The sequence below is a fragment of the Aeromonas sp. HMWF017 genome (assembly GCF_003061465.1).
GTDB classification, from domain to species: Bacteria; Pseudomonadota; Gammaproteobacteria; order Enterobacterales; family Aeromonadaceae; genus Aeromonas; species Aeromonas veronii.
This window is the reverse complement of sequence record NZ_QAJD01000186.1, coordinates 18,600-31,393: the sequence shown is the minus strand read 5'-3', so window position 1 is coordinate 31,393 and position 12,794 is coordinate 18,600. Positions and strand designations below refer to the sequence as shown.

Below are 12,794 nucleotides of genomic sequence, written 5' to 3'. Positions count from 1 at the left end.
GTGTTGAGATAGAGCCCCATTGGCGATTGCGGGGTCTGGTTGTAGAACCAGGTGCGCGCGATATACCCCTTCTCGAACTCGGCGGTGTTGGTCTTGTCGTGCCACCAGTTGGGCATCACCAGCGGGAAGGTGTCGAGATCGCCGCGCAGGAAGTGCTGCCAGGCGATGTTCAGATCCCTGAGCACCTTGATCTCGATCCGCGCAGGATTGAAGCGATGCTGGAAGTAGCGCTTGTCATCTCCCCACCAGTTTTCAATCCGTTTGAAGGTGACCGATTTACCCTTTTTCACCTGATCGATCTGATAGGGGCCGGTGACCGGCAACACCTTCCAGTTGTACTCCTTGACCCAGTTGGCGGTGAGCTTGATGGCGTGGCTCGGCTCCGGGCTGATGGGCAGTGACTCGAGCAGATCCTGGCGGCTCTTTTCGGTGCCGCTGGTGATGGCCAGGGTGTGATCATCAAACTTGGTGATGTCTGCTATCTGGGTGCTGTAGTAGTTGTTGTACCAGGGGTCGTTGATCTCTTTGCTGCGCATCATCTTGAGGGTAAATAGCCAGTCATCGGCGGTGACCGGTTGGCCATCTGACCAGCGCGCCTTGGGATTGATGCGAAAATAGAGGGTCTTGTTGTCGGCGCCGAAGGCCCACTCGTTTGCCAGCATCGGCATGGGGTTGCCGGTGACGGGATGAGTGCTCAGCAGTGGCAGGTTGGTTTCCCGCACGTAACCGGCAAAGCCGCCGTTGGAGTCGGGGCCATATTTGCGCAGGGTCAGGGGGAAGCTGGTCATAAAGGTGCGAAAGGTGCCGCCGCGCTTGGCGGCCGGATCGGCATAGAGAGGATCCTGGTTGTTGCTCTCCCACTTCAAATCAGCGGGCAGCGTGGCACTCCAGCCAAAGGGGCTCCAGCACAGGGTCAAGGTGATGGCGGTGGCGCGAATGATAGGGGGGAGGCTGCGCCCCCTGGCGGTGATGGTCGATGGCATGTCCTTGCTCTCCTGAAGTCTGCTTCCTGCAGATCACACACTGGTGATGTCAGTCCCGATGGGGACTGGCTCATCATGAAAATTTTATCCTGTCAGGTCAATGAAATAGCGCAAATTGGCAACAGCTCATCATGTCGCGCTCTGTGGTTTGAACCCGCGCAGTCGGCTACCCAGCAGATGCACTACAAAGCCGAGCAGCACCAGAGCAGAGCCCAACCACTGCAACGCAGTGGGATGCTCGTACAGCAGCAGGGCTGCAGCAACCATGCCAACACAGGGGATCAGCAGGGAGAGCGGTGCCACCTGCGCCACCGGATAGCGCATCAGCAGCCGTCCCCACAGGCCGTAACCCAGCCAGGTCGCGACATACGAGAGATAGAGCACGCACAGCAATCCCTGCCAGCTGAAGTTGAGCAGGCTGCTGGCCATCAGCTCCGGCCCTTCGAACAGCCAGGATAGGGCGAAAAACGGCACTATCGGTACCAGACCGCCCCAGGCGATCAGGCTTGGCTGCGTGGTCTGGTAGCGCAGACCAATCTGGCGATTGATGACGTTGCCAAGGCCCCAACAGGCTGCGGCGCACAGCGTCAGGACAAACCCTAACAGGGTCAGGTTGCCTTCACCGTGGGTGGCAATGAGATAGAGGCCGAAACCCGCCAAGGGCAGCGCCACCCAGTGGTGGGGTTGCCAGCGCTCCCCGAGCCAGATCATCGCAAACAGCAGGGTGAACACCACCTGCGACTGCAGCACCAGCGAGGCCATACCTGCGGGCATGCCGAATTTCATGGCGCTGAACAAAAATGCGAACTGGCCGAGGCTGATGGCGCCGCCATAGGCCAGCAGCCAGTGCCAGGGCATGGCGGGCTTGGGCACCAGCAAGATGGCGGTAAATACCACACCGATAAAGCGCAGCGCACCCAGCAGCAGGGGGGGAATCCCCTCCAGCCCCCACTTGATTGCGACGAAGTTGAGCCCCTAGCAGAGGATGACCAGAGCGGCCAGACACTTGTCCTTGGTTTGCATGGTTGAAATCCTTGTCATCAGCACTGCGGCGAGTGAGTGGGTTTACACAGCTCGGCGCGATCGGCAAGGGTGGGAGCATACCCTTGTGCAGATGGTGAGTGTCAAGGAGAAAGACCCGTTTGGGGTTTTCTGGTAGAGGGGGCCGGTGGCGGGGCCTAGTGGCAAGATCAGGCCGCAACGCAGTGCAGGGTGATCCCTTTGGCCGCAATGGCCGCCCGCATGGGGGCGGGCAGGGCATCGTCGGTGACCAGCACCGTGATCTGCCCTGGCGTGCCTAGTTGGCTCGGATGGATGGCGCCAAATTTGCTGCTGTCGGTGATGACCACATTGGTCATCCCCTTGGCCAGCACGCTGTTGACCACGTCGGCCCGCATCATGTCGCGGCCGGTAAAGCCCACCTCGGGGTGAAAACCGTCAACTCCGATAAAGGCCTTAGAGAAGTGTACCTGCTCGATACAGAGGCGCGTCAGGGGCCCCACCACGCTCTCGCTCTTATGCTGGAACAGCCCGCCGAGCAGCACCACCTGAGCCGGGGTATCTTTGAGCAGATGGGCGATATAGCTGCTGATGGTGATGATGGTGACCCGCTTGTGCAGGGCCAGATGGCGCGCCAGCATGGCGTTGGCGCTGCCCCCTTCGATAAAGACCGTCTCGCCATCTTCCACCAGTTGGGCGGCCCGCTCGGCGAGGCGCTCCTTGAGCAGGTAGTTGATGTTCATCCGGGCATCCGGGTCATCGGTCTCCAGCGCCATGGCCGAGCCGTGTACCCGTCTGAGCAGTCCCTGTTTCTCCAGCGCGGTGAGGTCGTTGCGCACCGTCACCTCAGACACGCCGGTATGTCGGGAGAGTTCACTCACGCTCATCTTGCGAGCCTGATGGACCAGAGTGAGGATCAGTTGGTGGCGTGGATTCATGGTGCGCTCACATAGAAGGTGGTGGATAGCGGCAAGCCACCCGTGGGGTGGCTTGCCAATCATATGACGTCACTGGCGCCATGGGGGCGCCCCGTCAGAGATTGTGCTCGGTGCGGGCGATGATATCATCTTGCGCATCCGGGGATAAGGCGGTGAAGAAGGCTGAATAGCCCGCCACCCGTACCACCAGGTCCCGGTATTGATCCGGATTTGCCTTGGCCGCCAGCAGGGTTTCGCGCGAGACGATGTTGTACTGCACGTGCCACCCCTTATGCACCTCGAAGAAGGTGCGCAGCAGGCTCATCAGCTTGGCCTTGTCCCGCTCGTTCTCAAGGCTCGACGGACTCAGCTTCTGGTTGAGCAGCACCCCGCCGAGGATGGCCGCCGTGGGCAGCTTGCCGATGGAGTTGAACACCGCTGTCGGGCCGAGACGATCCGAACCCGATGAGGGGCTGGCCCCTTCCGCCAGCGGTGTGCGGGCATGGCGACCATCCGGGGTGGCCATGGTGGCGGCACCGAACGGCACGTTGGCGGAGATGGAGGAGGTGCCGGCATAGTAGGTGCCGCCGATGGGGCCGCGCCCGAAGCGGGTGTTGTGCAGCCCCTTGAGCTCGTCGATGTAGCTCTGGTAAGCCTGCACCAGCAGCAGGTCAACCTCGTCCAGATCGTTGCCATATTTGGGGGCGGCGTTGGTGAGGCGCTGGCGCAACTGCTCCCCCGCCAGCCCGGCAAAGTCTTGCTCCAGGGCGGCGGCCAGCTCATGCTGAGCCACCGCACCCTGTTCGAACACCAGTTTCTTCAGGGCCGCCAGACTGTTGCCGAGGTTGGCAATCCCCACCTGCAGACCGGAGACCCAGTCATAGATGGCGCCCCCCTCCTTGATGGTCTTGCCGCGCTCGATGCAGTCATCCACCAAAGTGCTGCAGAGGATGTCGTGGGCCTGCGCCTCCAGCACGCTGTCGACCACGCAGTCGATTTCGATGGATTTGCGGGTGAAGTAGCGCACCTGCTCATCCCAGCGGGCCATCACCTCGTCAAAGTTGCCAAAGCTCCCGTCTCGCAGCGACTGGGTTTGGGGCAGGAAGACCTTGCCGGTGGTGGCATCGCGGCCGCCATCGAGGGAGGCCAGCAGAATGCGGGCGAAGTTGATAAAGCTCATGCCGGTGCAGCGGTAGCCCCACTTGCCGGGCACGGCGGTCTCGATGCAACCGATGGCGGCGTAGTGGTGGGCATCCTCCACGCTTACCCCGAGCTTGATGAACTCGGGGATCACCACCTCGTCGTTGTTGAAGGCGGGCATGCCAAAGCCGCAGCGGATCACCTGAATGCAGGCGTCGAGGAAATCCTCGCTCATCCCGGCATGGTAGCGCACCGAGAGGTTGGGTTGGGTGGATCTCAGCTGGCCGCAGGACTCCAGAATCGCGTAGGAGAGGCCATTGACCGCGTCATGGGCTGCACCATCCCGCCAGTTCTGGCCGCCGATGGTGACGTTTTGATAGAGCGGGCTGCCGGCGGAGGCCTTGGAGTGGGTGCCGGAGCGGATCTTGTTCACCTCCAGCAACTTGAGCCAACACCCTTGCAGCAGCTCGATGGCGCGTGTCCGAGGCAGGGATTCCGACAATTCCACCTCGCGGCGATACCAGGGGTAGAGATATTGATCCATCCGGCCGAATGACACCGAGTGGCCATTGGATTCGATCTGCAGAATGAGCTGGATGAAGTAGCAGAGCTGCAGTGCCTGCCAAAAGGTCTCGGGGGGCTGGTGGGCGATGTGGGCGCAGTTGAGCGCGATGGTCTCAAGCTCGTTTCGGCGCTCGGGGCGAGATTCTTGTGCTGCCATATCATGGGCAAGTGCGGCGTAGCGCGCGATGTGATCGCTGACCGCATCCAGAGTGATGGCGACAGCGTGCAGGAACTGCTCGCGCTGCAGATCGCCCCAATCCGCCAAATCCAGCCGACTGCGGCGCTCTGCCACCTTGGCCTTGAAGCCATCGAGCCCCAGCGTGAGCAGCTCCTCATAGTTGACCGCGAGGTGGGCATCCCCCGAGGTCATGTTGCCCTCGGCCTTGATGATGCCGCTCTCCAGCAGCGCTTTCTGCTCGTCGGTAAACAGGCCGAAGCAGCGATCCTGCACCGTCTGGCCACGCCAGAAGGGGGTGAGGGCGTGGATCGCCAGCTTGTCTGCCTCGCTCACCGCAAAGCCGGCACCGGGGCGGTCAGCCAGCTCGTCGATCTCCTTCTCAATCCAGCTCACCGTGTACTCAGGAAAGAGCGGCGCCGCCCGTACCTGACTGGCCTGATTGCCGACGATAAGCTCGTCGTGCTTGATCCAGATGGTGCGCTGCTTGAGGTGATGGGCCAACGCCAGAGCGCGGCGCACCGGCAGCGGCCGGGCGAGGTGAGCCTGATAGGCCTCGGTGTAGTGGCGGGCACGCTCGGTGCAGACCGGTGGCTGAACGATGTGGATCAGGCTCTCTTTGTGGGCGCGGATCCGCGGGCTGAGTGTATTGAGGTCGAGCTGGGTCATGATCTTATCCTCTGGTCACAGGGGTCAGCCCCTGACGTTGGGCGTATGCGTGGGCAAAGCTGAGTAAATCGGGGTCATCGAGCGGTGTGTCCGGCGCCTGATAGGGCAGATCCAGCAGGGCATATTTGCCCATCCCCAGGGTATGGTAGGGGAGGAAGTGGATCTCCTGCACCGTGCCGAGGCTGGCGGCGGTGTCGGTGATGGCGCTGATCGATGCGCGGTCGGCATTGAAGCCGGGAATGAGCGGCACCCGGATCTGCATCGGCACGCCGTGCTCGGCGAGGCGTTTGAGGTTCGCGATGGGCAGCTCCACCTTGCCGCGGGTCCAGTGGAAGAAACGTTCTTTATCAACGTGTTTGAGATCCGCCAGCAGCAGATCCAGTGAGGGGAGGCTTGGCTCAATCTGGTGCCATGGCACATGGAGGCAGCTCTCGACCGCGGTGTGCAGCCCTTCGGCCTTGCAGCGGGCCAGCAGGGACGCTGCAAAGTCGGGCTGCATGAAGGGCTCACCGCCGGAGAGGGTGATGCCACCGCCGCTGCGCTCGAAGAAGGGACGATCCCGCAAGATGGTGTCCATCAGGGTGTCCAGCGTTTCATCGCGGCCGCACACCTGCAGCGCTTCGCTCGGACAGAGGCCGCGCAGCCGTTCCATATCATCGGCCTTGAGGGCAGAACGGCTGAGCTGGATGCCCTCGCTGTCACGCAAGATTGCCGGACAAGCCTGGCTGCAGAGCTGGCATCCCTCGATGCACTGGCGCCGGTCGAGTAGTATGTCCGGCTTGGGAGAGCGGCTTTCCGGGTTTTGACACCACAGACAGGCCAGCGAGCACCCCTTGAGAAACACCAGGGTGCGAATGCCGGGGCCATCGTGAGTTGAATATCGTTGCAGGTCGAAAATCATACCGCCTCCTTTTGTATTTGCATTTTATTTGCTTTCATTCGAAAGTTGATTTGATTTCGATCAAGCTATTTGCAGATGTTTTATCGCTAGAATGGCGACATATTGAACATCCCGTTAAGGAGTTAGAGATGGAGCTGTATCTCGATACCGCCGATGTGGCGGCAGTGCGTCGCTGGTCACGGATCCTGCCGTTGGCCGGTGTCACCACCAATCCTTCCATTACTGCCGCCGGGGGATTGCCGCTCTGTGAGCTGCTGCCCGCCCTGCGCGACGTGCTGGGCCCCAAGGCGCGCCTGTTTGCCCAGGTGATGGCCAAAACCGAAACCGAGATGGTGCGCGAGGCATTTGCCCTGCGTGAGCTGGACCCGGATCTGGTGATCAAAATCCCGGTATGCGCAGAGGGGCTGGCGGCCATCAAGAGCCTGACCGCCAACGGTGTGCCGACTTTGGGCACCGCTGTCTATACCCCGCTGCAGGGTTGGCTGGCGGCGGTGGCGGGGGCGGAATATGTCGCGCCCTACGTTAACCGGCTGGATGCTCAGGGGGGCGATGGCATCGCCACCGTGCAGGAGCTGCAACAGCTGCTTGCGCTGCACGCGCCGAACAGCAAGGTGCTGGCGGCGTCATTCCGTACTCCCCGTCAGGCGCTCGATTGCCTGCTGGCGGGTTGCCAATCGATCACCTTGCCGCTCGACGTGGCCGAGCAGTTGCTGAACGTACCGGCAGTGGATGCGGCGCTGGTGAAGTTCGATCAGGATTGGCAGCGCGCCTTCGGTCGCTGATCCCGATGATAAGCTGATTGCCATGATTGAGGGGGGAGGGTGAAGAAGCGCGGGTGATGGGGATTGACCGACTAGACTGGAAAGAGGTGGCTACATTCGCGGGCCGCCTTGCAGTCTACCGGAGGTATCCCATGAGCGACCATCTGCTGCTCCCCCATGGTGAAGATTTGCGTCGTGCGGTGCTTTGGCTCAGCGAGCATCACCAGCACGATCTCGCCGCCATTGAAGAGGCCAGCCTGCGTTTTGATCTCTCGCCGCTGGATGAGGAGTTTCTGATCCGGCACTGGCTCGACAGCCAGCGCCAATCATGAATATCCGAGGTGAGAGATTTAGAAGAAGTTGGCGAAGTTGATGCCAAACTCTTTGGGGTCGACCGTGTTTTCGATGCTCTCCTGCACCCCTGACTTGGCCAGATCCAGCCACTGTACGTCGAGGTAGTGACGCTGGGTGGCGTGATAGATCACCTTGACCACCGGCTTGAGCGGCTGCTGCTCGTTGCGCTGCATCACGATAGCCAGGCGCTGGTTTGAGAGCTGTACCAGAGTGCCCACCGGATAGACTCCCATGCACTTGATGAACTTGGTGACCAGTTCAGCATCGAAGTGCTGATTGATCCCCTTGAGCAGAATGCGGAAGGCCTGGGTCGGCTGCATACCTGCTTTGTAGACCCGATCCGCGGTGATGGCATCATAGACATCGACGATGCCGCTCATCCGGGTATAGAGAGAGAGCTGCTCCCCCTTGAGTCGCTGCGGGTAGCCGGAGCCATCGAGCCGCTCGTGGTGGTTGGCGGCCACCTCCAGCATGGTGGGGGTAATGCCCGGGGTGTTGCTTAAGATCTCGTAACTGTGCACCACATGCTGACGCATGATGGCGAACTCCTCATCGGTCAGCTTGCCCGGTTTGTGGAGCACCTCGTCCGGGGTCATGATCTTGCCCACGTCGTGCAGCAGGCCACCCAGGGTCAGCTCCTTGAGTACGCTGCGCTCAAGCCCAAGATAGCGGCCGAAGTTGGCCAGCAGAATGGCCACGTTCATGGAGTGCTCCATCAGGTAGGCATCCTTGGCGCGAATACGGGCCAGACAGAGCATGGCATCGCCGTGGGTGAACATGGTGTCCACCATCTCTTCGGCGACTTCGGCCAGCGGAGTGATGTCGATGGGCTCACCCGCTTTGAGGTGGCGAATGAACTTGCCTTGCAGCTCGCGCGCTTCCTGATAGAGGCGGCGGATTTTAAGCTCCCGTCCTTCGCCGTTGGCACTGGCCCGGCGCCCTACCTGGGCGCTGTTGGCATTGAGATCGGGGGAGGTAACGGCGTCACTCTCGGCACTGCCCAGTTTGCTGCGGGCCAGATCGATGCGTACCGTGAGCACCCCCTGACGCACCAGATTGGCAATTTGCGCCACGCTGGTCACCAAGCCCATCTGGGCGATCTCCATCCCACCTGTCTGGCTGGCGATAGCAATGACGTACATGCCGGGTTTCAGCTGGTTGACGGGAATGACGGGATAGGATGCTTGAGACTTCATGAGGGCTTCCTGACTCTTATTATTATGAGTATCGTTCGGATGGGTCACACCGGAGAAGTGTAACATCGGATGACCAGTTCGTCATAATTGGCAACCCCTTAACAGTGGCGTTGTCGCCCCCGCCCGATATAATGACGCCCCTTTACTTGTTGGACTCCGAGGTTGTGAATGCGGCTTGATAAATTTCTGTGCGATTGTTCCGATTTGACCCGCTCGCTGGCAGGCAAACTGATCCGTCAGGGCGAGGTCATGGTGGATGGCATTGTGGTCAAGCAGCCCGCCTTTCATATCAATGAGCAGAGCCAGATCGAGTTTGACGGCGTGCTGCTGACGCTGGAGCAGCGCAACCGCTATTTCATGCTGCACAAGCCGGAAGGGTATGTCTGCTCCAACGAGGATCCGGATCACCCGACCGTCTTCTTCCTGATGGATGAACCGGCGATGGGCAAGCTGCACGTAGTGGGTCGCCTCGACCTCGATACCACGGGTCTGGTGCTGGTGACCGATGACGGTCAATGGTCCCACCGCATCACCTCGCCGCGCCACGAGTGTGCCAAGACCTATCACGTCTGGCTGGCCGATCCGGTGAGCCCGGATGCAATCGAGCTGTTCGCCGAAGGGGTCTACCTGCGTAACGAGACCGATAAAACCCGTCCTGCCCAGCTGGAAATTCTCGGCGAGTGCGAGGCCCGCCTGACCATCCACGAAGGCAAGTACCATCAGGTCAAGCGGATGTTTGCCTCCATCGGCAACAAGGTCGTTGGCTTGCATCGCGAGCGGGTGGGCGGTTTGACGCTGGATGAAGATCTGGCACCCGGTGAATACCGCGAGCTGACCGCTGAGGAGATTGCCCTGTTCTGATCAGGGGGGGGCCGGGTGTCAGTGAGTGCTGAAACCCAGCACCAGCGCGGTGCCCAGGGTGGCAATCAGTGCCCCCGCCCAGGCGGCAATGGATGGCCGCTCCCCCGAGTGCCACCACAACAGCGGCAGCAGCAGTACCGGTGTGGTAGAGGAGAGAATGGCCACCATGCCCACCTCGCCCTGCCGCAGCGCCATCAGGATCAGCGTCATCCCCAGCCCCATCGCCAGAAAACCGTTGGTGGCAATCATGGCGAGGATCTGGCGATTGACCGGTTTGAGCGGCATGGCCAGCGGCAAGCGCCCAAGCCGCAGGACGCAGTGGGCCAGCAGGGCACTGCCCATCCGGATACCCGATGCACTCACCGCATCCACCTCACCACTCATCATCACCGGCTTGGCGATGATGGCCCCCACGCTCTGACACAGTGCCGCCGTCAGGCCAAGGCCAATCCCCAGCGCCAGATTGCCACGGATCTGCTCCCACTCGTTGCTGCTACTGCGTCTGCCAAACAGGATCGCCAGCATCACGCCAGCAAAGACCAGCATGGCCCCCAGCAGTCGCCAGCCTGTCAGCTGTTCATTAAAGAGCCACAGCCCAAGCAGAGCGGAAAACAGCGCATGGCAGGAGAAGAGCAGGGCACTGCGTCTTGGCCCCAGCCGGTTCATGCAGGCAAACAGCGCCGTATCGCCCACGAAGATGCCGACCAGCCCCGAGATGGCGAGCAGGGGCAGGGCGCTTGCGGTGAGGGTTTGCCAGCCACCGGTGAGCAGACTCATGGTGCCGAGCATCAGGCTGACCAGAAACATGCGCCAGCGGCTGTAGGCAAATGCGCCGAGATGACGGGCCGGTTTGACCGAAATTAGCGCTGCAATTGCCCATAAACTGGCCGACGCGAGGGCCAGCCACTCATAACCCATAAAAACTCCTGAAAAAATTAACCCGAAAGACTCCATCTCCCGGGCAAGCCCGATACAATACGGGGCGTTTTCGGGGATAACAAGAGCGGCATCAGGCATTCATCAGGCGCGCCGTCGGCCTTCCCCTCTTGCAGTGGTTTTATTCGAGGTTTTGTCATGAGGTATGGTTTCTTCCCCAAGCTGGCACAACGCTGGCTCTCCCCGCTATTGCTTGCCGTGCTGGCAGGGCCCCTGGCCCATGCCACCACCGTTGAGCAGCAGCCTCTGCTTGCCGATCGGCAAACCCTGGTCAAGGGCAACGGTGCCGAGCCGGAGTCGCTGGATCCGGCACTGGTGCGCTCCGGTTTTCCGGGTGAAGCCGTGCTGGTCGATCTGTTTGAAGGGCTGGTCAGTGATGATGGGCAGGGGCATATCGTCCCTGCTCAGGCACAGCGCTGGGAGGTGAGTGACGATGGGCTGGAGTGGCGATTCTTCCTGCGCCCCCAACTGAAGTGGTCCAATGGCGAGCCGCTGGTGGCCGCTGATTTTGTCTATGCCTGGCGCCGTCTGCTCGATCCGGCCATCAACTCTCCTTCTGCCGGATTGCTGCTGGCGACGGGGATCAACAATGCGCAATCCATCTATGCCGGTGCGCTGGAGCTCGGCAATCTGGGCATTGAAGCGCAAAGCGATCAGATCCTGAAAATCACTCTGGAGCGGCCGGCTCCCTATTTCCTGCAGCTCATCAGTCAGCGCCCCTTTGTGCCGGTCAACCAGAAGGCGATTGCCAAATTCGGCAAACAGTGGACCGAGCCCGGCAAGCTGGTGAGCAATGGTGCTTACCGGCTGGCAAGCTGGATGCCAAACGAGCGGATCGAAGCCGAGCGCAATATCCACTACTGGGATGACCTTCACACCCGTATCGGACGGGTCACCTATCTGCCTATCACTTCGCAACATGCCGAACGGCTGCGCTATGAGGCTGGTGAAATACAGCTCACCAACAAGGTCTCCCTCGGCTATTACCAGAAGATGAAGCGCGAGTCTCCGGAGCGGCTCTGGGGCTTGCCGCTGTTTGGCACCTATCTCTATGCGTTCAATTTGAAGCGACCCGAACTGCAGGATGTGCGGGTGCGTCAGGCGCTCTCCATGGCGGTTGATCGACAGCAGCTCATTGGATCGGTGAGCGGGCAGGATGAACAGGCAGCATGGTCGCTGTTGCCGGAGATGCCGGGTTACCCCCGGGTGATATTGCCTGTGGCGCTTGAAGATATGCCAACCCGCCAGGCCAAAGCGGCAGCGTTGTTGTCAGCGGCCGGGTATAACAGTGCCAATCCACTCAAGCTGAGCATTACCTACAACAGCGCAGAAACCCACAAGCAGATGACGATGGCCATTGCCGCAATGTGGCAGAAGCTGGGGGTACAGGTCACCCTCAACAGTCTGGAGTGGGGGGCCTATCAGGTGGCCAAGGATAGCGGTGATTTCCAGGTGGCCAGAAGCTTCCTGTTTGGCGATTACGTGGAGCCGTCTGCCATGCTGGGCAGCTTCCGTTGTCAGGATCTGCGCAACGAGAGCGGCTACTGCAATCCCGACTTTGATCTGCTGTTGGAGCAGGCGGCCAATACGCTGGACAGCGCGAGCCGGGTTGAACTCTACCGGCATGCCGAACAGTTGCTGCTTGAGGAGGCGCCGATCCTCCCCGTGTATCATTACAATCAGATGAGACTGGTTGATCCCGCGCTGCGAGGGCTGCCCAGCCAGAATTTGAAAGGGACGATTGCCACCAAGGATCTCTATTTCAGCCCGCAGTGAGGAGCATTTCATGAAACTTGCCATCATTTCCGACATCCACGGCAGCATCATTGCGCTGGAGCGGGTTCTGACCCAACTTGAGCCCTGGCGGCCGGATCACTATCTGCTGCTCGGCGATCTGCTCAACCATGGCCCGCGCAATCCTCTGCCGGAAGGGTATAACCCGGCCGCGGTGGCCGATCGGCTCAACGAGCTGGCGCCACAGATCATCGCGGTGCGGGGCAATTGCGATTCCGAAGTGGATCAGATGCTGTTGCGCTTTCCCATCACCGCCCCCTACAACCAGTTGCTGGTCGATGAGCGTCGCTGGTTTGTCAGCCATGGCCATCTTTATCGCCCGGACGAGGTTCAGCTACCGCCGGGTAGTCTGTTCCTGAGCGGCCACACCCATGTGCCGGTGCTGGAGTGGCAGGGGGAACGGATATTGATGAACCCGGGGTCAATCTGTTTCCCGCGCGGCGAGTTGCCTGCCAGTTACGGGTGCTATGAGGACGGGGTACTGCGCGTCAATGCGTGTGAGGACGGGCGAGAGCTGTTGCGACTGGTGCTTTAAAACGGACAG

General features: G+C 60.8%; 11 protein-coding genes and 1 pseudogene. 5 read left to right on the top strand and 7 right to left on the bottom strand.

Features of this window, described 5'->3' with window-relative positions; all coding sequences use genetic code 11:
• The 5 genes and pseudogenes from DBR30_RS22735 to DBR30_RS20870 all read right to left on the bottom strand — a co-directional run.
• On the bottom strand, positions 1–983 hold a 983-nt coding region (locus DBR30_RS22735; RefSeq protein WP_258224534.1), incomplete at its 3' end, for an ABC transporter substrate-binding protein.
• A gap of 129 nt (positions 984–1,112) precedes the next feature.
• Positions 1,113–2,006 (bottom strand): annotated as a pseudogene (locus DBR30_RS20885) (EamA family transporter).
• Positions 2,007–2,173: 167 nt separating this feature from the next.
• Positions 2,174–2,920, bottom strand: coding sequence for a DeoR/GlpR family DNA-binding transcription regulator (locus DBR30_RS20880; RefSeq protein ID WP_108540243.1), 747 nt, complete (start codon positions 2,918–2,920; stop codon positions 2,174–2,176).
• A gap of 94 nt (positions 2,921–3,014) precedes the next feature.
• Positions 3,015–5,447, bottom strand: coding sequence for a formate C-acetyltransferase/glycerol dehydratase family glycyl radical enzyme (locus DBR30_RS20875; RefSeq protein ID WP_108588507.1), 2,433 nt, complete (start codon positions 5,445–5,447; stop codon positions 3,015–3,017).
• Between the two features lie 4 nt (positions 5,448–5,451).
• Entirely contained in the window at positions 5,452–6,348 is an 897-nt protein-coding gene (locus DBR30_RS20870) for a glycyl-radical enzyme activating protein (protein ID WP_108542282.1), read from the bottom strand.
• 128 nt (positions 6,349–6,476) lie between these two features.
• Here DBR30_RS20870 and fsa point away from each other — a divergent pair, with 128 nt between their 5' ends.
• Both fsa and DBR30_RS20860 read left to right on the top strand, forming a co-directional pair.
• Positions 6,477–7,130 (top strand): fructose-6-phosphate aldolase, encoded by a 654-nt coding sequence (gene fsa, locus DBR30_RS20865; RefSeq protein ID WP_005334193.1) that lies wholly within the window; start codon positions 6,477–6,479, stop codon positions 7,128–7,130.
• A gap of 131 nt (positions 7,131–7,261) precedes the next feature.
• Complete coding sequence (locus tag DBR30_RS20860) at positions 7,262–7,441, top strand: hypothetical protein (protein WP_069555269.1); 180 nt, start codon at positions 7,262–7,264, stop codon at positions 7,439–7,441.
• Between the two features lie 18 nt (positions 7,442–7,459).
• On the opposite strand, the gene DBR30_RS20855 is transcribed toward DBR30_RS20860, so the two are convergent.
• Complete coding sequence (locus DBR30_RS20855) at positions 7,460–8,659, bottom strand: HD-GYP domain-containing protein (RefSeq protein ID WP_108542281.1); 1,200 nt, start codon at positions 8,657–8,659, stop codon at positions 7,460–7,462.
• A gap of 168 nt (positions 8,660–8,827) precedes the next feature.
• Between DBR30_RS20855 and rsuA the strand changes: the two genes are divergently transcribed.
• Positions 8,828–9,520, top strand: a complete 693-nt coding sequence (rsuA, locus tag DBR30_RS20850; protein WP_108542280.1) for a 16S rRNA pseudouridine(516) synthase RsuA — start codon at positions 8,828–8,830, stop codon at positions 9,518–9,520.
• Positions 9,521–9,538: 18 nt separating this feature from the next.
• Here rsuA and DBR30_RS20845 read toward each other — a convergent pair whose 3' ends face one another.
• On the bottom strand, positions 9,539–10,438 hold the full coding sequence (locus tag DBR30_RS20845) for a DMT family transporter (protein ID WP_108542279.1): 900 nt from the start codon (positions 10,436–10,438) through the stop codon (positions 9,539–9,541).
• 156 nt (positions 10,439–10,594) lie between these two features.
• On the opposite strand from DBR30_RS20845, the gene DBR30_RS20840 reads away from it, so the two are divergent.
• Both DBR30_RS20840 and yfcE read left to right on the top strand, forming a co-directional pair.
• The gene (locus DBR30_RS20840; protein WP_181363645.1) at positions 10,595–12,232 is read left to right on the top strand and encodes a peptide ABC transporter substrate-binding protein; all 1,638 of its coding nucleotides are present in this window, start codon (positions 10,595–10,597) and stop codon (positions 12,230–12,232) included.
• A 10-nt stretch (positions 12,233–12,242) separates the two neighbouring features.
• Positions 12,243–12,785, top strand: a complete 543-nt coding sequence (yfcE, locus tag DBR30_RS20835) for a phosphodiesterase (RefSeq protein ID WP_108588506.1) — start codon at positions 12,243–12,245, stop codon at positions 12,783–12,785.
• Positions 12,786–12,794 lie beyond the last annotated feature (9 nt).